The organism is Nocardia puris (assembly GCF_003315035.1).
Lineage (GTDB): Bacteria > Actinomycetota > Actinomycetes > Mycobacteriales > Mycobacteriaceae > Nocardia > Nocardia puris.
In genome coordinates, this window is record NZ_QNRE01000013.1 from 18,319 (window position 1) to 38,938 (window position 20,620).

The 20,620-nt window shown below is 70.7% G+C and carries 15 protein-coding genes; 9 read left to right on the top strand and 6 right to left on the bottom strand.

The features are described 5' to 3' along the window. Positions 1-115: 115 nt before the first annotated feature. Complete coding sequence (locus DFR74_RS26350) at positions 116-406, top strand: excalibur calcium-binding domain-containing protein (protein WP_067514108.1); 291 nt, start codon at positions 116-118, stop codon at positions 404-406. Positions 407-474: 68 nt separating this feature from the next. Here DFR74_RS26350 and DFR74_RS26355 read toward each other — a convergent pair whose 3' ends face one another. Beyond that, complete coding sequence (locus DFR74_RS26355) at positions 475-696, bottom strand: DUF3618 domain-containing protein (RefSeq protein WP_067514109.1); 222 nt, start codon at positions 694-696, stop codon at positions 475-477. 138 nt (positions 697-834) lie between these two features. Here DFR74_RS26355 and bcp point away from each other — a divergent pair, with 138 nt between their 5' ends. From bcp to DFR74_RS26370, 3 genes are all read left to right on the top strand, one after another. Beyond that, entirely contained in the window at positions 835-1,305 is a 471-nt protein-coding gene (gene bcp, locus DFR74_RS26360) for a thioredoxin-dependent thiol peroxidase (RefSeq protein WP_067514120.1), read from the top strand. A 74-nt stretch (positions 1,306-1,379) separates the two neighbouring features. Continuing rightward, positions 1,380-2,075 carry a helix-turn-helix domain-containing protein gene (locus tag DFR74_RS26365; protein ID WP_067514110.1) on the top strand — a complete coding sequence of 232 codons (696 nt, stop codon included), beginning with the start codon at positions 1,380-1,382 and terminating at the stop codon, positions 2,073-2,075. Continuing rightward, complete coding sequence (locus DFR74_RS26370; protein ID WP_067514111.1) at positions 2,065-2,859, top strand: hypothetical protein; 795 nt, start codon at positions 2,065-2,067, stop codon at positions 2,857-2,859. Before DFR74_RS26365 ends, DFR74_RS26370 begins: the two co-directional genes overlap by 11 nt. 56 nt (positions 2,860-2,915) lie before the next feature. Here the strand turns inward: DFR74_RS26370 and DFR74_RS26375 are convergent, their stop codons facing one another. Then, positions 2,916-3,644 carry a TetR/AcrR family transcriptional regulator gene (locus DFR74_RS26375; protein WP_067514112.1) on the bottom strand — a complete coding sequence of 243 codons (729 nt, stop codon included), beginning with the start codon at positions 3,642-3,644 and terminating at the stop codon, positions 2,916-2,918. A gap of 121 nt (positions 3,645-3,765) precedes the next feature. Here DFR74_RS26375 and DFR74_RS26380 point away from each other — a divergent pair, with 121 nt between their 5' ends. Next, a complete protein-coding gene (locus tag DFR74_RS26380) occupies positions 3,766-4,713 on the top strand; it encodes an ABC transporter ATP-binding protein (protein ID WP_067514113.1) in 948 nt (315 codons plus the stop codon). A 20-nt stretch (positions 4,714-4,733) separates the two neighbouring features. Further along, the gene (locus DFR74_RS26385) at positions 4,734-5,522 is read left to right on the top strand and encodes an ABC transporter permease (protein ID WP_067514114.1); all 789 of its coding nucleotides are present in this window, start codon (positions 4,734-4,736) and stop codon (positions 5,520-5,522) included. Positions 5,523-5,726: 204 nt separating this feature from the next. On the opposite strand, the gene DFR74_RS26390 is transcribed toward DFR74_RS26385, so the two are convergent. Next, on the bottom strand, positions 5,727-6,983 hold the full coding sequence (locus DFR74_RS26390) for a hypothetical protein (RefSeq protein WP_147265937.1): 1,257 nt from the start codon (positions 6,981-6,983) through the stop codon (positions 5,727-5,729). A 306-nt stretch (positions 6,984-7,289) separates the two neighbouring features. Here DFR74_RS26390 and DFR74_RS26395 point away from each other — a divergent pair, with 306 nt between their 5' ends. Further along, entirely contained in the window at positions 7,290-7,913 is a 624-nt protein-coding gene (locus tag DFR74_RS26395; RefSeq protein WP_407675251.1) for a TetR family transcriptional regulator, read from the top strand. Positions 7,914-7,919: 6 nt separating this feature from the next. On the opposite strand, the gene acpS is transcribed toward DFR74_RS26395, so the two are convergent. Together acpS and DFR74_RS26405 are read right to left on the bottom strand one after the other, a co-directional pair. After that, entirely contained in the window at positions 7,920-8,351 is a 432-nt protein-coding gene (gene acpS / locus DFR74_RS26400) for a holo-ACP synthase AcpS (RefSeq protein WP_067514116.1), read from the bottom strand. A gap of 127 nt (positions 8,352-8,478) precedes the next feature. Then, the gene (locus DFR74_RS26405) at positions 8,479-17,811 is read right to left on the bottom strand and encodes a fatty acid synthase subunit beta domain-containing protein (RefSeq protein WP_411720116.1); all 9,333 of its coding nucleotides are present in this window, start codon (positions 17,809-17,811) and stop codon (positions 8,479-8,481) included. A 255-nt stretch (positions 17,812-18,066) separates the two neighbouring features. On the opposite strand from DFR74_RS26405, the gene DFR74_RS35600 reads away from it, so the two are divergent. Both DFR74_RS35600 and DFR74_RS26415 read left to right on the top strand, forming a co-directional pair. Beyond that, positions 18,067-18,435, top strand: a complete 369-nt coding sequence (locus tag DFR74_RS35600; RefSeq protein ID WP_147265938.1) for a hypothetical protein — start codon at positions 18,067-18,069, stop codon at positions 18,433-18,435. Positions 18,436-18,660: 225 nt separating this feature from the next. Continuing rightward, positions 18,661-18,960: a hypothetical protein gene (locus tag DFR74_RS26415; RefSeq protein ID WP_067508511.1), complete on the top strand. Its 300-nt coding sequence runs from the start codon at positions 18,661-18,663 to the stop codon at positions 18,958-18,960. Positions 18,961-19,688: 728 nt separating this feature from the next. On the opposite strand, the gene aat is transcribed toward DFR74_RS26415, so the two are convergent. Further along, entirely contained in the window at positions 19,689-20,426 is a 738-nt protein-coding gene (aat, locus tag DFR74_RS26420; protein ID WP_232331727.1) for a leucyl/phenylalanyl-tRNA--protein transferase, read from the bottom strand. Positions 20,427-20,620: the final 194 nt, after the last annotated feature.

Below are 20,620 nucleotides of genomic sequence, written 5' to 3' on the forward strand. Positions count from 1 at the left end.
ATTCGCGCCGATTAGGGGATGGCTCGGTTGACAACGGCGCGGCCCGTCGCGACAGTGGGTGCGGCGCCGCTCGTCGGGCGCCGAACAACCGACCGCAGCACAAACAGAGGAATACATGAACGTTCGCCGGCTCACCGTCAGCGTCGCCGCGGTGGGACTCACTGTCCTCGCGGCCCCGGCCGCCCTGGCCAACACCGGTTCCGCGGGAACCGGCTCTTCCGCCATCGACACCGGCTCGGCCGCCACCGGGTCGGCGGGCCTGTCGCAGACCGGCTCCGCGGGCGGTGCGTTCCGCAACTGCGACGAGGCCCGCGCGGCCGGTCGCGCCCCGATCTTCCGCGGGGAGCCGGGCTACGGCCCGCACCTGGACCCCGACGGCGACGGATTCGCCTGCCCGACGGTCTGATTCACCGCCGACAGACGAGAACCCCCGGCGCGGCTCGCACCGCACCGGGGGTTCTGTCGTTGATCGGGTCAGCGGAACAGCTTGACGAGCACCAGGCCCACCACCAGCGCACCCGCGCCGATCAGGCTGTACTTCACCTTGGGCTCGTTCAGCTTGGCGACCACCAGGCTCTTGGTGTCGTTCGCGATCCGCTGCGGATCGGCGCGCACGGCGATCTCGTCGAGGGTGGTCGCGAGCCGGGCTCGGGCCTCCTCGATCTCCCGCTCGATCCGCTCGGTATCCCTGGCCACGTCTGTCCTCCTGTCGATGGGCGTGCCGCCGGGCGCGGACCGGCCGCGGTGTTCGCACCGGCCGAGGTCCGCCTGTCAGCGGGGCTCGCGCTCGAGTGTATCGGTCCGGCGTCGGACCGGTCCGATACCGTGCACAGGGTGACCAACCAACGACTCTCCCCCGGCGACACCGCCCCCGCGTTCACGCTGCCCGACGCCGACGGCAAGGAGGTCTCGCTCGCCGACTACCGCGGCCGCAAGGTGATCGTCTACTTCTACCCCGCCGCGTCCACACCCGGTTGCACCAAGCAGGCCTGCGACTTCCGCGACAACCTCGCCGAACTGAACGAGGCCGGCCTCGAGGTCCTGGGCATCTCTCCCGACAAGCCCGCCAAACTCGCCAAGTTCCGCGACGCGGAGGGCCTCACCTTCCCGCTGCTGTCGGATCCGGACAAGGCGGTGCTCACGGCCTGGGGCGCCTTCGGCGAGAAGACGATGTACGGCAAGACCGTCACCGGCGTCATCCGCTCCACCTTCCTGGTCGACGAGCAGGGCCGCATCGAAGTCGCCCAGTACAACGTCCGCGCAACGGGCCACGTCGCCAAACTCCGCCGCGACCTGTCGGTGTAGTAGCAAAGAGGGTCACAGATAGGATCTGATCATTATCTATTTACACATATGGTCTCTTGGGAGACTATATGTGTATGAGCGAGATGACGACCTCGCAGGCGGCCGAGCTGCTGGGTGTCACGCCACGGCAGGTTGCCCGCATGGCATCCTCCGGTCGGATCGACGTGGCAAGACGCGTCGGACGAACCTTGCTGGTCGATGCCGGCTCGGTACATCGACTCGTCAGGCAGCGCCGACATCCCGGGCGGATATGGACTCAGCGCACGGCATGGAGTGCGCTGAGCCTGCTGTCCGGATCCGATCCCGTATGGGCGTCTTCTGCCGAGCGGACCCGGCTCATTCACCGGCTCCGGAGAATGGCCCCGGAGGAGCTCACTCACCTGAGCGCCAACCGAGCTGTCGTCCATCGCTTCCGAGGTGACTCGGAAGCCACGCACGACCTGCCGAACTACATCGCGGTGACCGGATCGTCAGCAACACGGCACCCCCTCTGGCAGCGCTTCGAGCTGACCTCCGAGCCGACAGGAGTTGATGGGTACGTCCCGGCATCCGAGCTGGAACCGCTGGTCGACCACTTCCACCTGGTCCCCGACCCAGCAGGTGAGATAGCGCTCCGCACAACAACTTTCGAGAGCGCATTCCTCGGCGGCCACACTCCGTGGGCGGCCGTCGCTGTCGATCTGACCGAATCGCTGGACACCCGCGAGAGTCGGGCGGGACACAACGAGCTCACCGAGTTGCTCGAGAGGATGCGTCAGCATGACCGATAGCACCGCCCGCGCGCGCTGGCGTATTCCGGCACCGGCGGGCGGCTGGGGTCCACCATGGCCGCAGGTGACCGAGCTCGTCTCCGTATTTCCCGGCGACCTGTGGACATTGGTCGGCGGCCTGATGATCCAAATCCACGCCGTACACGCCAACCTGCCGATCCACAGGGCGACCATCGATATCGACATGGTGTTGCATATCGAAACCGGTGCAACAACGTTCGGCCAGGCACGGTACGCACTGGAATCAGTCGGCTATGAGCTTCGCCTCCCGGACACCCGGAAGGCGCCCGTGCACCGATTCCTGCGGGGACACCAGCAAGTCGATGTCATGATCGCTGATCACCTGGCGCCGAGCCGTCGCCCGACCGTGGCCGGCCACGAGGTATTTCGCATCCCGGCCGGCACGTCAGCTCTCCGCAAGACCGTGAACTGCGACATCGAAGTATCCGACGGCCAGACCATCACCGTGAGTGTGCCCAACGTTTTGGGCGCGCTGGTTCTCAAAGGTGCTGCCTACCTCGAGGATCCACGCGACCGAGACCGCCATCTCGACGATGCGGCCTTGCTGGCATGCGCGATCGCCAACCCACGCGCGTACGCCCGCGAGATGTCGGGAAGCGATTCCCGACGGGTCCAATCCCTCGTCACGCAGTTGCGCGATCCATTGCACAGATCATGGTTGGCCGTTCCGCCCGAACTTCGCGAACGGGCTCGAGATGCCCTGATCGCTACGGTTCGAGCCCCGCACGGGCAACCGCCCGTGCGACGACTCGGCGAGAGGTGAGTGTTGAGCGATGCAGCGCCCAGTACAACGAACTCCGCCGCGACCTGTCGGTGTAGTCAGCGTCCATAAGAACTGAGGAACGCCTCGTAGCCGTCGAGTAGGCGGTCCAGGCCGAAGACGAAATCGGCTTCCGCCCAGTCGATGTCCTTGTTGTCGAAGGCGCGCTCGGCGAACGCGGCCAGCAGCGCGGGGAATCGCTGCGGGTCGAGCAAGTGACGCATCGGCTCGTCGAAGTCGATTTCGGCGTCGAGGTCGGCGGCGATGTCGCGCGCCATGCGCCGCCTGCCGATCACGTACAGCGACAGGTTCATGACCAGCTGTAGTTTCACCGATTCCGGCACCGGCACGCCGGACAGCGTGCCGAGCCCGGCCTCGAGCCACGCCATGTTGTTGGGCCCGAGCGGCGGCGTGCCGAGCGGGATGTCCAGCGCCCACTGGTGGCGGCCCAGCACCTCGTATTCGGTGCGCCCCCACAGCGAAAGCCCTTCCCGCCAGGACAGTTCCGGCCCGATCTCGGGGGGCAACCCCACCACGCGGTCGAGCACCATCTCCGCCAGCGTGCTCTTGCTGTCCACGTACCGGTACAGCGACATCGCGGTGAAGCCGAGTTCGCGCGCGACGCGGTTCATCGACATCGCCGCGTAGCCCTCCGCCGCGCCGACGGCGATGGCCGCGTCGAGGATCTGGTCCAGCGTGAGCCCGCGTCTGGGCCCGCGACCGCCCTCGCGCTCCAGCCCCCACATCAACGCCACCGACTTGGGCAGCACCTCTTCGCCCGGCGTCATCGCCTCGACCTCCTTCGCACACTCCGACTCTATCCGGGCCCCGGCGGGCTTCCCTTGCGCCACAAAACTATTTACTCTATAAACTGAGTTTATCTCATAAACAGTTTTGAACGGAGATCGCATGTCCCCCCACCCCGCCCTCACCGTGCGCGGCCTGGCCAAGTCGTTCGGCGCGCACACGGTGCTCACCAACGTCGACCTGGACGTCGCCGCGGGCACCGTGTACTCCCTGCTCGGCCCCAACGGAGCGGGCAAGACCACGCTCGTGCGCATCCTCACCACCCTGAGCAAGCCCGACCGCGGCGAGGTGCGCCTGCTCGGCCACGACCCGCTGCGCGAACCCGACATCGTTCGCCGCCTGATCGGCGTCACCGGCCAGTACGCGGCCGTCGACAACGTGCTCACCGGCGCCGAGAACCTGCGGCTCACCGGCAAGTTGCTGCACCTCGGCGCGGCCGAGACCCGAAGCCGCAGTGCGGATCTGCTCGCGCGCTTCGACCTCGTCGAAGCCGCCGACCGGCCCGTGTCCACCTACTCCGGCGGTATGCGGCGGCGGATCGACCTGGCGATGAGCCTGATGGGCCGCCCGCGCATGGTGTTCCTCGACGAGCCCACCACCGGCCTGGACCCGCGCAGCCGCCGCGATCTGTGGACGGCCATCCGGGAACTCACCGCCGACGGCGCCACCGTCATCCTCACCACGCAGTACCTGGAGGAGGCCGACCAGCTCGCCGACCGCATCGCGGTGCTCGACGGCGGCCGCATCGTGGCCGACGGCACGGCCGAGGAATTGAAGCGGCTGGTCCCCGGCGGGCACATCAAGCTGCGGTTCGCCGACCACGCCACCCTCGCCGCGGCCGCCCGCGCCGTCGCGAACGCCCAGGCCGACCCCGCCGAACTCACCCTCACCGTGCCGTCGGGCGGCGCGGCCGTCGAGATGAAACTCCTGCTCGACCGGCTCGCCGACGCGGACGTCACCATCGAGCAGCTCACCGTCCACACCCCCGACCTCGACGATGTGTTCTTCGCCCTCACCGGGCACCCCACCGCGGCCGGCAAAGCCGCGTGACGAGAAAGCGACCCCTCACCATGACCGCACCGACCCTCGCCGTCCGCGCCCTGCGCACCGCGCAGGATTCCGGCACCATGTTCGACCGCAGCCTGCGCCACACCCTGCGCAGCCCCGACACCATGATCGTGACGTTCGCGCTGCCGATCGTGATCCTGCTGATGTTCGTCTACGTCTTCGGCGGCGCGATGGACGTGGGACCCGGCCCCTATATCGACTACGTCGTGCCCGGCATCATCCTGCTGTGCGCGGCGTTCGGCGCCGCCACCACCGCCGTCTCACTGTCCACCGACCTGGCCGAGGGCATCATCGACCGCTTCCGCACCATGGCCATCGCGCGGTCGGCCGTGCTCGCCGGGCACGTCGCGGAAAGCCTGCTGCGCAACCTGATCACCACGGCGCTGGTGATCGCCACGGCCGTCGCGCTCGGCTTCCGCCCCACCGGCGATCCGCTGCGCTGGCTCGCCGCGTTCGCGGTGATCGGGATGTTCGTGGTCGCGATGTCGTGGCTGGCGGCCGCGTTCGGCCTGCTGGCGCGCAATCCCGAAGCGGCGAACGGGATCACGTTCGTGTTCATGTTCCTGCCCTACGTCAGCAGCGCGTTCGTGCCGACGGAGACCATGCCGACGGCGCTGCACGCGTTCGCCGAGAACCAGCCGGTCACCCCGATCATCGAAACGCTGCGCGGCCTGCTGATGGGCACCCCCATCGGCAACAGCGCGTGGCTGGCGGTGCTGTGGTGCGCGGGCCTCGGGCTCGTCGGCTACCTCGCGGCCGGCGCGCTGTTCCGCCGCCGCACCGCCAACTGACGGTCGGGCCGCACGGCCGTCGCGAATGCTCCCAAACCGTCGGGAAACCCGGGCTCCGGCCTCACCACGGTCGCCCCTGACCGCCGATCCCGTGCCGGCCCGGGTCACGTGACATCACGCTCCCACCGGCCGCACCACGCGAAATGCCCGGCATCGCCGTGATGCCGGGCATTCCGAGACTCCTGTCCTTCCGAGACGAGAGCGTCAGTGCACGACCTGGTCGGTCCCCCAGCGCAGCATCAGGCGGAAGTGGTTGTCCCACCACCGCTGTGCCTCCGGGGTGAACGCGGGCGGCAGCGGCTCGTCGCCGCGGAACGCCGGGTCGCTGTGACCGGACGACGGAATCCCGGTGCCGGGCACCGGAACCGAGTCGGCCTCGCCCGCGACCTCCGTGGGCGCGACGGCGTCCTCCAGCGCGAGGGGCCTGCTCCCCCACTGTTGCACCGCCCAGGCCGCGTCGCCCGGAACGCTCTGCGCCGCCTGTGGTTTCACCACGGGGGCCGGACCCTGCGCGGGGTGACGTTCGTCGGGCACGAGGCCTTCGGGGAGCTCACCGGGCCGCACCGTCGACCCGGTGCTCAGACCCGCCGACGAGCCGCTGTCGGACACCACGCGCGAGTCGGCGGTGGTGCGCGCATCCACCACCGTGGGCGCCGAACCGTCGAACAGCGACCAGGCGCCGCCCACCGCACCGGCCGCCACCACGCCCGCCACCGCGAACAGCGCGCCCGCCCGGCGTCCGCCGCGCCGCGCGCGGGCCTCGGGCATCGGCACGACCGCGCCCGGGACGTCGTCCATGGCGAACAGCGCCGCCCCGAGTGCCGACGCCGTGGTCGCGATCGGACACGGCAGCACGGGCGCGCCGAACCGCTCGACCGCCGCGCGCACGGCGGGAGTGTCGGCCGACGAGCCGATCAGCACCACCGCGTCGGGCCGCACCGCCGCCGCCTCGATCTGATCCAGCGCCGCGGTGACGGCCGCGCCGAGCGATTCCGGGGTGGCGCCACCGGTCTGCGCCACCGCCGTGAGCACCCGGCTGCGGGCGCGGTCGACCAGGGTGAACGCCTGGTGGCCCGGCACCACCTCGCACAGCAGCAGGTTGTCGAATTCGTCGAGCCAGGTCATCGCGCCGGACGCGCTCAGGTGCGCCGACTTCGCCGACAGCAGCGAGGCGGTGTGCCACGGCGTCGCCGCGAGCGCCGTGACGACGGCGCGGCGTTCGGCCGCGTCGCGATACGCCACGGCCGCCCCGGCTATCTCACCGTCCACCTCGCCGGCGACATGGTCCATCGCTGCATGCACCGCCGCGGCCACGTCGGCTTTGCCGTCGCCGCCGGTTTCCTCGACCCGGTGCGCGAGCACCCGGTCGGATATCTTCCCGTCGCCGTCACCGAGCGCCACCGCGTGCACGGCGCCGCGTTCGGTGGAAACGCCGAGAGTTATCACAGATCGAGCTACCACAGATTCGCCTTCCCCAGTGACCACACCGAACGGATCGCCCTCGCGTGCGTGGAGGGCGCAACCCCTTGACAAGCGGGTGAATCGAGCGCGCGATGCACGCACGCTCGGTTGGTGTTCGGAGCCGTCACGGCGGTGGATGGGTGGTGAAATGTGACAGAGTCGGACACGCAGACTCGCATGCGCGTGTTGCCCACGTGCCGGTACCGCTAGCCTGGGTCTGTGGAAGTGGACACGGAGACCAGGGCGAAGCCGGTGAAGCGACACCTGGACCCCGCGTTGGAGTTGCAGGACGACCCGCAGGAGTTGATGCCGCGCAAGCGGCCGACCCAGGAGCGCAGCAAGCGGAAATTCGACGCGCTGCTGCAGGCTTCCCGCGAATTGCTGGTCGAGGTGGGCTTCGAATCGTTCACCTGTGAGGAGGTCGCGGCCCGCGCCGAGGTGCCGATCGGCACGCTCTACCAGTTCTTCGCCAACAAGTACGTGATCGTCTGCGAGTTGAATCGCCAAGACCTGGTCGCGGTTTCGCAGGAGCTGGCCGACTTCCACGGCGAGATCCCCTCGCTGGACTGGTTGCGGCACATGAACCAGTTCGTCGACCACCTGGCCAGCCTGTGGATGACCGACCCGTCGCGGCGCGAGGTGTGGCTGGCCATGCAGTCCACGCCGTCCACCCGCGCGACCGGCGCCCTGCACGAGAAGCAGTTCGCCGAAGTCGTCTCGCAGATGCTGCGCCCGCTCACCCCGCGCACGCACCGGGCGCGGCGCACCATGATGGCCGAGGTGCTGGTGCACGTCGTGTACTCGATGCTGAATTTCTCGGTGCAGGACGAACAGTCGCACGCCGAGGCCGTGTCCGAACTCAAGCGCCTGATGGTCGCCTATCTGCTGGTGGCGGAGAAGGAATCCCGCTCCGCCAGCCAGAAGAAGTAGCGGCGCTCAGCCGACGCGGCCCTCGATGAGGTCGGCGAGTTCGCCGGGATCCTCGAGCACGACCATCGCGGCGGCGGTGTCGCCGTCGTGGGTCAGCGAGAGATGCACCCGCGCGCGCGGCAGGAATTCGGCGGCGAGCCCGTGCAATTTGATGCTCGGCCTGCCCCACGCGTCGTTGACGACTTCGATCAGCGGGTATGGGTTGTCGCCGATCTGCGGGCGGCGCGCGAACCGCGACGACGCCCAGGCCTTGAGCACCGCCTCCTTCGCCGCCCAGCGCGCGGCGTAGCTGCGCGCCGGATCGGTGCCCTTGCTCTGGCAGTAGCGCCGCTCGCCCGCGGTGAAACTCTCCCTGAGCATGGTGGTGCCCGATCGTTCGAGCTGTTCGGCGAACTCGGAGATGGTCACCAAGTCCAGGCCGATCCCCAAGATGGTCACTGCGCTCCTCGACCCTCGGTGGAGTGCGGCCGCGGCGCGGCCGCACTCCGTGTCACCCGGCCCGGCGGGTTCGCCGGGCCGCGCCGCCGGACGTACAGCGGCCTGGAGTGCAGGGTAACGGCCGGAGTTACTGCGCCGCAGTGCCTTCGCCGTCGAGTTGCCCGACGATCACCGCGCTCGCCCCGCAGCCGAACCCGTCGGTGCGGTACGCGCCGTCCGCGCCCAGCCGCGCCCGCGGCGAGAGCAGCACGTCGGCCTCGAGCTGACGCACCTGGTCGGACGGGGTGCCGTCGGCGCCCAAACGCCGGTCGGCCGGCCGCTCGTACAGGGGGGCGCCGCCGCACATGGCCTCGGCGATGCGCTGGCGCCCGGCCAGCTGACGCCGCTGCGCCGCCTCCCGGTACTCGTCGCGCCGCCCCGGCTCGATGGCCTGGAGGAACGCCTCCGGATGCACCACCGCGAGCAGACCCGACACGTGCCCGAAGCCGAGCGAGGTCACCAGGCCCGCCTTGAGCGGGAACCGGTCGCCGAACCGCAGCGGCTGCCGCGGCCACACCAGGTGCGGGTAGGCGCGCATCTTCTCGTCCACGCAGTCCAGGCTCCGGTTCGGCGGCACCACACCGTTTTCCAGCACCTGGCACAGGCCGATCAGCTGGAACGCGGCGGCACCGCCCTTGGCGTGGCCGGTGAGGCTCTTCTGCGAGACCACGAACAGCGGCGCGCCCTCGGAGCGTCCGACCGCGGCGGCCAGCCGCTCGTGCAGCTCCGACTCGTTGGGATCGTTGGCGGCGGTGGAGGTGTCGTGCTTGGACACCACCGCGATCTCGTCGGGGCGCACACCGAGCTTGCGCAGTTCGGCGGCGAAACGGCTTTCGCGTCCGCCGCGGCCCGCGCCCAGCGCGCCGAGGCCGGGCGCCGGGATGGAGGTGTGCACGCCGTCGGCGAAGGACTGCGCGTAGGCCACCACGCCCAGCACCGGCAGGCCCATCTCCAGCGCCACGTCGCCGCGGGCCAGCAGCACGGTGCCGCCGCCCTGCGATTCCACGAACCCGCCGCGGCGGCGGTCGTTGGCGCGCGAGAAGTAGCGGTCGCTGATGCCCTTGGCGCGCATGGCCGCCGAGTCGGCGGTGGCCGACATGTCACCGAAGCCGACGATGCCCTCGATGCCCAGATCGTCGTAGCCGCCGGCCACGACCAGTTCGGCCTTGCCGAGCTTGATCTTGTCGACGCCCTCCTCGACCGACACCGCCGCCGTGGCGCAGGCCGCCACCGGGTGCACCATCGCGCCGTAGCTGCCCACGTAGGACTGCACCACGTGCGCCAGCGCCACGTTGGGCAGCGCCTCCTGGAGGATGTCGTTCGGGCGCGGCTCGCCGAGCAGGTTGTCGATGTAGAGCGAGCGCATCGAGGACATGCCGCCCATGCCGGTGCCCTGGGTGTTGGCCACCAGGCTCGGGTGCACCCAGCTCATCAGCTCGGCGGGGCTGAACCCGGAGCTCACGAACGCGTCCACCGTGCAGGCGATGTTCCACAGCGCCACCCGGTCCACCGACGAGGCCATATCGGCGGAGATGCCCCACACCGTGGGATCCCAGCCGGTGGGGATCTGGCCGCCCACCACGCGCGACAGCTTGGCCTTGCGCGGCACCCGGATCTCGGTGCCCGCCTTGCGGGTGACCGACCAGTCGCCGGAACCCTCGACGGGGGTGATCACCGTGTGCTCGGGATCGGCGGCGTGGAAGGCGCGGGCCTCGGCCTCGCCGCCGACGGTGAAGGTCAGATCCTTGTCCAGGAACACCGAGGTCATCAGCGGCGCGGTGTTGTCGACCATGGCGGCGTCGTCCTCGTAGCGGCGCACACCGCAGCGGGCGACCACGACGTCGTGGTAGCGCTCGGCGAGCTCCGATTCCGGGACGTACTCGCCGGATTCGGCGTCGTACCAGCCGGGCTTGGGCTCGTTCTCCCAGACCACCAGGCCGGTGGTCCACGCCAGTTCCAATACGCCCGCCGCGGACAGTTCGTCGGAGACCTCCATCTCGAAGCGGGTGCGCGAGGAGCCGTACGGGCCGAGTTCGGCCGCGCCGACGATGACCACCATGTCGGCGAGATCGGCGGCGACCTCGCCCCATTCGGGCACCGGCAGCGCCGAGCTCACGGTGGGCGGCGCGGGCAGCGCCGGAATGGTCACGGCCGCATCGGTGTCGGCTTCGTCCGCGGCGGCGGCCTGCTCGGCGGCCTGCTTGGCCAGCGCGGGCAGGTCCAGCTTGGCGCGGGCCAGTCCGCCGGTGAGGTCGATCTGCTGCGGGCCGGTCGCGGTGACCTGCCGGGCCCGCGAGGTGCACCACTTGAGCAGTTCGTCGGCCATCTCGGCGGTCGACCAGGTCTGCACGCCGGCCGCTTCCACGGCCTCCACCATCGGATCGTTGTGGCCCATCAGCCCGGTGCCGCGCACCCAGCCGATCAGCGCGTGCACCAGCGTGACCCGCGCCGCCCACGACTTCTCGGCGCGCCACTTGGCCACCACCGCGTCCAGCGCGGCCTTGGACTCGCCGTAGGCGCCGTCGCCGCCGAACATGCCGCGGTTGGGCGAACCCGGCAGCACCACATGCAGTTTCGCGTCCACGTCGTGGTCGGCGCCGAGCTTGGACAGCCCGCCGATGAGGCGTTCCACCGACCACAGCAGCACGCGCATCTCCATCTCGGCGCGCGCGCCCGCGTCGGCCAGATCGCCCGCCACGCGGGGCGCGGCGAAGGGCAGCAGCAGCGTCGGGGTGAGGGCGTCCTTGACCTTCACCTTCGCACCGCCCGCGGTCTCCACCTGTTCGGTGCCGACCCAGTCGATCAGGGCGTCCACGTCCTGGTAGGAGGCCATGTTCGCGGGCACCACCCACAGCTTCGCGCCGTCGCGGGCATTGTCGCGGTAGAGCTGCTTGTAGAAGGCCAGGCGCTCGTCGCCGAGGCTCGAGGTGGTGACCACGACGGTCGCGCCACCGGCGAGCAGCTTCGCGGTGGCCGCCGCGGCGATGGAACCCTTGCTCGCGCCGGTGATCACCGCGACGTCGTCGGACCACAGGCCCGCGTCCTCGGTGTTCAGCGCGGCCTCGGCGATGCGGGCGTAGCGGCCGGCCAGCACCGAGCGGGCCTCGTGCTTGGCCTTCTCCCGCCACCAGTTGGCCTGCGCGGCAACGGCTTCGCCCGCGCCCAGGTAGCTCTCGACCGAGGCGTCGGCGGAGTCGGCGTCGTCGAGCAGCCACAGCCGGGCCAGGTCCTCGCGGGCGGTGGCCCAGCGGTCGTCGATCAGCACGGCCTTGCGGGCGTCGAAGGCGGGCGCGACCAGACGCGGCCAGTCCGAACCCAGTTCGGCCGAGACCAGATCCACCAGCGAATCCGTGGTGGCCTCCGGCGCGGACGCCTGCTCGGCCAGGCCGAGCTGTTCGAGGATGACGCGCGCGGCCGAGGCCAGCACGCCGTCGCGGCCGGTGATCTGCTCGGTGAACTCGCCGAGCGCGGCTGCGTCCACGGTGGCGCCACCACCGCCGCCCGCGCTGGGCAGCGAGACCGCGACGCCGCGCCGCGCCGCGACGGCCTGCACGGCCGCGTCGATCGCCGCGTCCACCGAGGCCGCGTCGCCCAGCGCGCCGGGCACCAGTCCGCCGAGATCGCCGCCGCGCACGCTGGCGCCCTCGCGGGTGCCGAGCGAGACCTCGGCGGTGACGTGGCTGGCCCAGCCGTCGCCCAGTTCCCACACCTTCTTGACGCGTTCGGCGACGGCGGCCGGGCGCTTGCCCGACGGACCGAACACCTTGCGCAGGTGGTCGTTGATGGCATCGGAGAGCACCGAGCCGAACGGCTTGTAGGTGCGCGCCAGCCGGTCGACGGTGGCCGCGAGCGCGCCCATATCGGCGTCGGCGGCGCCGTCGATCGCGCCGAGCGAGAGCTCGGAGCCGAGGTCGACCAGCAGCTGGTTGCGGCGCGAGGAGACGCCGTCGCACAGGCCCTCGATGGTGTCCACCGGGCCGATCTGGTCCAGCCGCAGCTTGGTCCACAGCGCGATGAGCACGCGGGTGGCGTCGGCGGCGGTGAACGCGATGTCGTCGGGGCGCGGTCCGCCCGCGCTCGCCGCGGGGGCGGGCGCGGCGGCGGCCACCGGGGCGGCGGCCTGCGCGGCCGGCTCGGCGACGGTCTCCTCCGGCTCGTCCACGTGGGCGGGATCGGTGTCGGTGGAGTACACGATCGCGGCTTCGCGCTCGACGTTGAGCACCTCGACGGTCGCGGTGCCGAACGCGGGCAGCTTGAGCGTCTGGCTCGCCAGGTTCGCCACGGTCGGCGTGGCGCCGAGACCGATCTCCACGAACCGCTCGACCCCGAGGCCGCCGTGCGCGGTGTCGGTGAACAGCAGGTCCTGGGTCTCGATCCAGCGCACCGGGCTGGCGAACTGCCAGGCCAGCAGTTCGATCAGCACCACGCGGCACAGCTCGGTCGGGCGCGCGGCCCACGACTCGAAGTCGGCGAGCACCGCGGCCAGCGGCTCCGAGGGCACCAGATCGGCGATCTCGGCGATGAACGCGCGCTCCAGCGAGAACGGGCGCGGTACCAGGTTCGGGATGTAGCGGCCGACAAGGACTTCCGGGTGCAGATCCTCGGGCAGCAGCTGCTCGAGCTTGTGCCGGAACTCGGGCACGCCCTTGCGCAGCACCGTCGAGTGGAACGGCACGTCGATGCCGGGCACCAGGATGAACGCCCGCTTGCCGCCGAATTCGGCACGGCGGCGGTCGATCTCGGTCTCCAGCGCCTCCAGGCCCGCGACCGTGCCCGCGATGGCGTACTGCGAGCCGCGCAGGTTCAGGTTCACGACCTCGAGGAATTCACCGGTGCGCTCGGAGATGCCGGAGACGAAGTCGATCACCTCGTCGTCGGGCAGGCCGATCTGCGAGGGGCGGATGGCGGCCATCCGGTAGTCGCTGCGGCCCTTGGCATCCCGGGGCACCAGCTCGTGCATGGCCGAGCCGCGCTGGAACACCACCTCGAGCACCGCCTCCAGCGGCAGCACCCCGGCCACGGCGGCGAGCGCGTTGTACTCGCCCACCGAGTGCCCGGCCAGCATCGCGCCCTCCACGAAGGCGCCCGCCTCGCGCAGCTCCGCGACCTGCGCCACGCCGAGGGTCGCCATCGCGACCTGGGTGAACTGCGTCAGGTGCAGCACGCCGTCGGGGTGGCGGTGCTCGACGCCACGCGCCTTGAGGTAGGTCGGGTTGTCGCGCACCACGGCCAGGATGGAGAAGCCCAGCGCCTCGCGGGTGTGCTTGTCGGCGCGGTCCCAGATCTCCTTGGCGGCCTTGGACCGGGTGCGGGCGTCCAGGCCCATCCCCTTGCGCTGGATGCCCTGGCCCGGGAACGCGTAGACGGTGCGGGGGGCGGCGGTGCGGCCGGTCGCGGTCATCACCAGGTCGCCGCCGGTGCGGCAGGAGACCTCCACGATCTCGGCGCCCGCGTCCACGGCGACCCGCTCGACGCGCACGTCGATCTCCGCGCCGGGGCGGACCATGCCGAGGAAGCGGGTGGTCCACGCGGTGAGAGTCCGTGCGGGAACGGAGCTTTCGGCGTCCACGGCCGACACCGCGTGCTGCGCGGCGGCCGAGAGCCACATGCCGTGCACGATGGGGCTGCCCAGCCCGGCCAGCTTGGCGGCGTTGTCGCTGGTGTGGATCGGGTTGTGGTCGCCGGAGACCGTGGCGAACGCGTCCATGGCGCGCGGCGCGACGATCGTGACGTCGCGGCGACGGCGGCGCGGGGTGTCGGTGGCCGACTCCGCGGTGCCCGCGGCGCGCGGCGGATCGGTGAGTTCGCCCGCGCCGTTGCGGCCCCGGATCGCGAAACGCTCGGTGAGCTGAGCCAGCGGCACCACGTCCAGGCCCTGGTCGCGCATCTCGCCGACACTCACCCGCACCTCGACCACGCGGCCCAGATCGGTGTCGAGCACCGAGGCCGATTCCGCGCGCACCACGAGAATGCTGGTGGTGGTGGGCAATTCGCGCAGCAGCTCGATCCGGTGATCCAGGTGGACCAGGTCGAGCATGCCCTCGATCACCGACGCGGCGTCGGCCGTGCGGGTCGCGCCCAGCACGGCGAACACGGCGGGCCAGCACGCGCCGACCAGCACGTCGGGCACGGTGCGTCCCAAGGTGCTCAGGTTCGCGGGCAGGCCCGAGCCGGTGACGCCCGCGTGGTCGGCGATCAGGTCCGGGGTCCACGCCACGTTCACGTGCGCGGCGCCGCCCTTGACCTCGGGCAGCGACTGCCCGGCCGCGACGGCCAGCAGCGCCGACATGGCGGCCTCGGCGTCGTCCTCGGTGATGACGGGCGCGCCGCCGTTGTAGCTGGAGGCCGGCACGGTGATCCGCAGGCGCACCGCGTCGCGGCGCAGCAGCGGGACCGTCAATTCCACGTAGGCGTGGTCGGATTCGGGTCCGGTGGTGGGCGTCAGCGTGGCGCCGGTGGGGCGGTGCACCGCGCCCTGCTCGTCCACGGTCCACTCGCCCAGATCGCCGAGGCGGTGGATCGGGTTGAGCGTGGTGCGCCCGGCCCACTGCACGTCGGGGGCGGCGAGCACGACGTCGAGCACACCGGAGGTGACGCCCGCGCGACGGCGCCCGTCCACGGCGGCCGGGACGACGCCCGCGCGCACCAGCGAGTACGCGGTGTCCTGTTCGAAGCGGTCGAGCAGTTCGCCGACCGGCTCGTCCACGCGAGTGATGCCCGCGACGGACACGGTGCCCGGGATGACGCACACCTGGTCGGCCGAGTAGCGCGGATCGTGAGCCTGCCACAGCGAATCCGAGCGCCACCAGCGCCGCACGTCGGCGTCGACGACCGGCACGAAGTTGACCGGCTTGCCCGGCGTCTTACACAGCGATACGAAGAACGGCACGTCGGCCGGGTGCAGCAGGGTCCGCTCGGCGGACGGGTAGCGCTTGCGCAGCGTGCACAGCGCGTCGACGGGACGCTCGAACGCGTCGTCGTCGGCGAACAGCGTGGCGATCTCGCCGCGGTCGGCCGGGTTGAGCCGGGATTCGGTGCGGCGCACCATCTCCGCGAAACGGTCGCGCCAGCTGATGTCCAGCCACACCGAGCGGGTGGCGTCCAGGATGGCCTCGCCCAGATCGCTGCCGCAGTCGAAGTCCTTGCGGCGGTCCAGCCCGACGGCCAGTTCGACGTAGCGCTCCAGCCACTCCGCGTAGGTCATGGTGGCGACGTCGCCGAAGTACGGCTTGGCGGTGGCGTCGAGCGCCTCGATGATCTCCGCGCGGCGGGCGGCCACGGCGTCGGCGTCGCCCGCGACCTCGTCGAGCAGGCGGCCGGTGCGCGAGGCGGCGTTGTCGATCTCGTGGATGTCGGCGCCCAATTGGCTACGGCCCGAGGCCATTCCGCCCGAGGCGGTACCCGCGCCGACCCAGTCGGGGGTGCCGGGGGTGTCCACCAGCAGCTGCTTGACCTCGGGCGCGGTGGTGGCCTCGAGCGTCGCCATAGCGGCGGTGCCGACCAGCACGCCGTCCAGCGGCATGGCCGGATAGCCGTGCGCCGTCGACCAGGCGCCGGTCAGGTATTCGGTGGCTCGCTCGGGGGTGCCGATGCCGCCGCCGACGCACACCACCACGTTCTCGCGGTTGCGCAGTTCGGCGTAGGTCTCGAGCAGCAGGTCGTCCAGGTCTTCCCAGGAGTGGTGCCCGCCGGCCTTGCCGCCCTCGATGTGCACGATCACCGGGTAGTCGGGCACCTCGTCGGCGATGCGCAGCACCGCGCGGATCTGGGCGACGGTGCCCGGCTTGAACGCGACGTGCGGAATGCCCACCTCGGTGAGCTCGCCGATCAGCGCGACGGCTTCCTCCAGCTCGGGGATGCCCGCCGTGACGACCACGCCGTCGAACGGCGCGCCCGCGCTGCGCGCGCGCTGCACCAGGCGCTTGCCGCCCAGTTGCAACTTCCACAGGTAGGGGTCCAGGAACAGCGAGTTGAACTGCACCGCGCGGCCGGGGTGCAGCAGCGTCTTCAGCTCGTCCACGCGGTCGGCGAAGATCTGCTCGGTTACCTGGCCACCGCCGGCCAGCTCGGCCCAGTGGCCCGCGTTGGCGGCCGCCGCGACGATCTTCGCGTCGACGGTGGTGGGGGTCATGCCCGCGAGCAGAATCGGCGAACGGCCGGTGAGGCGGGTGAACGCGGTCTCCACCACGATGCGGCCGTTGGGCAGGCGCACGGGCCGGGGCGCGTGATCGGCCCAGGCGCGCGGCACTTCCGGTGCGGCGCCCGGCGTGAGCAGGCTGCGCTGGCCCGGCCGGGTCGCGGCCGCCACGATACCGACGCCGGTGCCCTTGAGCGAACCGCCGGTGAGGCGGGTCAGCAGATCGCCGGGGCCGAGGTCCAGGATCCACTCCGAACCGGCCGCGAGCGCGCCGTCGACGGCCGCCACCCAGTCCACCGGATCGACCAGGATGTCCTGCGCCAGCGCACCCGCCAGCTCCGCGTCGAGCCCGCACTGCCCGGCCCAGCCCGACACCATGTCCACGGTCTCGGCCAGCGCCGGGTGGTGGAACGCGACGTCCACCGCGAGATCCTCGAACACCGGCGCGAACACCGCGCCGCCGCGCTGCTTGGCCTCGCGGGCGCGGGTCTGCTCCTCCTGGATGCCCGCGCAGTGCTGACGCACCCGCGCCAGCTGGGCGGGCGTGCCCGAGAGCACGGCGCGCCTGCGCCCGTTGCGGATGGAGACGACCGGCGCGGCGGCCGGGTCCACGCCGGCGGCGACTTCGGCGACGACCTCGGCCAGCACGGCCGGGTCCACGTTCGACACGGCGACCATCGGGGAGCGCTCCCCCACCGGCATCAGACCGCGCCTGCGCGCGACGAGACTGCCCGCGGCGCCGATCAGTTGGGCGATGGCGAGGAGTTCCGCGTCGCGCGTGCCGCTGTGCTTCAGCGATTCGGCGGCCAGGCGGCCCTGGGAGTGCGCGATCACAGCGACGGGCGCGTGCTCGCCCGGATCGAGTCCTTGCAGGCGCAGCGCGCGCAGCGCGGCCAGCTGGGTCAGCAGCACACCCGGCATCGACACCGCCGAGGCGCGCAAGATCTGCTCCGACGGCGCGGCCGAAGTCTCCCCCTGATCAGCGTCGGCGAGGTCGTCCTCGAGCATCCACGCGACGGGGTCGAACCCGACGGGACGCACGACGAGCAGTTGTGCCGCAACGGGTTCCAGCAGCGCGGCGGCCTCGTTCACCAGTGCGGTGAGCTCCGGCTCCAGCGCGCTGTCGCGGCCGATCTCCTCCAGCTCACCCAACCACCGCGCACCTTGCCCGCCGAAGGCCAGCGCATACGGAGTGCCGTTCAGCAAACGATCCAGCAGCGGGGCGCGGCCGGCCACCTTCGCGTTCGCGGCGGCTCCGGTTTCGGTGCTCTTGTTGATCGTCAAGACGCTTCGACTTCCTTCTCCTGGCGACATGCCCGTGCCGGCACGCCGCTGCGTCGGGGGTGCGCGGATGTTCCTCAACCTGTGGGCCTGATGGGCCGAGAATGACACAAAATCATGAGGAAATCCTCACGTTTGGTGGCTCGTACGCCGAGTCACACGCAAGTTTCCCGTACGCAGGTACCAGAATCCGAGAAAACATGACCCCTCCTCATGTTTGAACCCGCAGGTCCCTCTGGTTACCAACGCGTAGGAAACATGAGTGCCCCTCATATTGAGCGTTATGGGATCGTTATAATCGCTGGTGAGGTTACCGGTGAGTACTTCGTGGGCGGCCCCGGACCGCTCGCCACGTTCGACGAGAAGATCGCCGAGGTGAAGGCCGACCTGCGGACTTCCGCCGCGGCGCTCGCATTCGGCTCGCAAGAGTCCGTCGCCATCGTCGAGCTCTTTCCGAATCCGGGTAATCCCGCCCTCGCCGACGCGTTTCCGTACGTCGGAGTCGAGCCGACCCCGCACCGCTCACCCAGTTCGACACCGCGAAGAACATCAGCGCCCGAGCCCGCTGGGCCGCCGGCAACGCCATCGGCGACGTACCATCCGCACCCACCTAATTCGGCGAACTAGCCCCATCGCCACCAACCGTGACGTCGGGGGCGACCGGCAGATGGTCATCTCCCGGCTCGGCGAAACCCGTAACACGTTCGGCCACCACGCGGCCCTCGCGGGATTGGTCCGCTGCGCCGCAAAGGCCCACCCGGAATTGCCGTGCACCTCCGGGCACAGGACCGTCAGGGATCAGGGGAAGGTCTCGACGCACACGAAAATGGTGGAGCCCGTACAGTTTCGCCTGTGTCCGTGAACATTCATCTATCGCTGTACATCGAGAAGCTCGCCTCCCCGGACGAAGCCGACGCCGTCGAGGTCGCGGTGCAGAAGGTGTTGAACGACCACGGGATCGACTCGTGGATGTGCATCGGCGTGTTCCACGACCCACCTTGGGTCAAGGCGTGCAGCGAGCACGGGCCGATCATCGTGCGGGGATTCGCGGAGTGGAGCAAGACCTTCGAGCGTGATGTCACCGCGGCCATTCTCGGCGTCGCGCCCGAGGCGAAGATCGATCTGGAGTGGGGCTACCCGGACGAACGTTGAACCGCGTGGCTCCGCGCGGGTCGCGGCATGGACGGATGTCCCGGCCCGCTGAGTGACTGTCCCGGGTGACCCACCGACTTCGCGAGACAGCGCCACCGCCGCCTTCTCTTCGGCACCGAAGGCGGTGCCCGGCTGCGCGGGAACACCACGGTCGGCGCCGAGGTCGACCTCACCGTCATCGGCGACGCCGAATTCGAAGTGCTCGGGCCGGGCGATGTCCGCGAACCGTGCCGGATGCGATCATCCGACGTCATCCGGGCGCCCGGCGCCACCGATGTCGAGGAGACGGAGGTCGCTGATCGAACTCCGCGCACCGGATCTGCCGCGGCGGTACGCACCCTCGCGCCGCACGACAAGCTGCGACCGTGGCTCGGACTCGTCGTCGGTGCGCCGACAGGTCTCGCTCCGCGGGGCCGTGCCGCGCAGCGGTGCGCGCGGTGCGAACGGCGGTTACCGCGTCGGTGCCCCGAATCGCGGTCGGGTGCGGTGTGGAATCGCAGCGTCACTCGCTTGTTGCCGAGGTGTGCGGCGGCGCGAGCGAGCAGGGCAAGGCGCGCCGCGCCTTGCTCGGTGGTCGGTCGGTCGGGGACGTCGTTCGGATCGACGACGACGTCGATATCGGGGTGTTCGAGTCGCTCACATTCGGTCACGACCCTCGTCGGCGACTTGCTCGAACTCGCCGGGACGCGAACGGATCACCACTGCGCCGACCGATCTGCCGCATCGGTTCATTCCGGTAAGTGGTCGGGAGAGTCGGGAACCGGGATCTCGAACTCCCAGGCACCGATGAGACCCGGACGGGCGACTGCTCGGCTGTGCACATGCAAGTAGTCCGCCCTGGAGAGTTCGATCGCGCCGAGGGACGTGAGGTGGCCGGTGGTCATCTGGCAGTCGATGAGGGGGAAATCCCAGGCGGCCAGCTGGGCGCAGAGCCAGTAGAGCGCGATCTTGGAGGCGTCACGGGCGCGCGAGAACATCGACTCGCCCGCGAAGCTGCGGCCGCGGGCGACGCCGTAGAGCCCGCCGAGGAGATCACCGTCGCGCCACACCTCCACCGAGTGCGCATGACCGAGGTGGTGCAACCGAAGATAGGCCGCCATCATGTCGGGGCCGATCCAGGTCCCGTCGTCATCGGCGCGCGGCGCGGCGCACTGCGCCATCACCTCGGCGAACGCGCGATCCATGGTCACCGTGTAGTCGGCATGGGCGACGGACCGGCGATAGGACCTAGTCACCCGCAGATCGGTCGGCACCAGCACACTGCGCGGATGCGGGCAGTACCAGTGGATCGTCTCGCCGGGGTTGTACCAGGGAAAGATGCCGGCGGAGTAGGCGCTCAGCAGCCGCTCCGGCGACAGATCCCCACCCACCGCGACCAGTCCGGTCGGATCCGCGAGCTCGACAGCGGGGAAAGGTTGGTCGGGATCGACCAGAATCATCCGCATCAGGCCGGTCGCATCGGTCACCGGACAGAGAGTACCGACCCGAGCCCCCGACCTCACATGCTGATCCGCCGCGGCTCAGTCCATGCCGCAGATCGCCTTGCACCCGGCGCATCGGAAGTTCGCGAAGACGCGCTGGCCCGGTACCCCTACCACCGGGCCGGCCGCGCGCAATGCCGCGTAGTGCGGATACGGACCGAGAATCGCTTCGATACTGA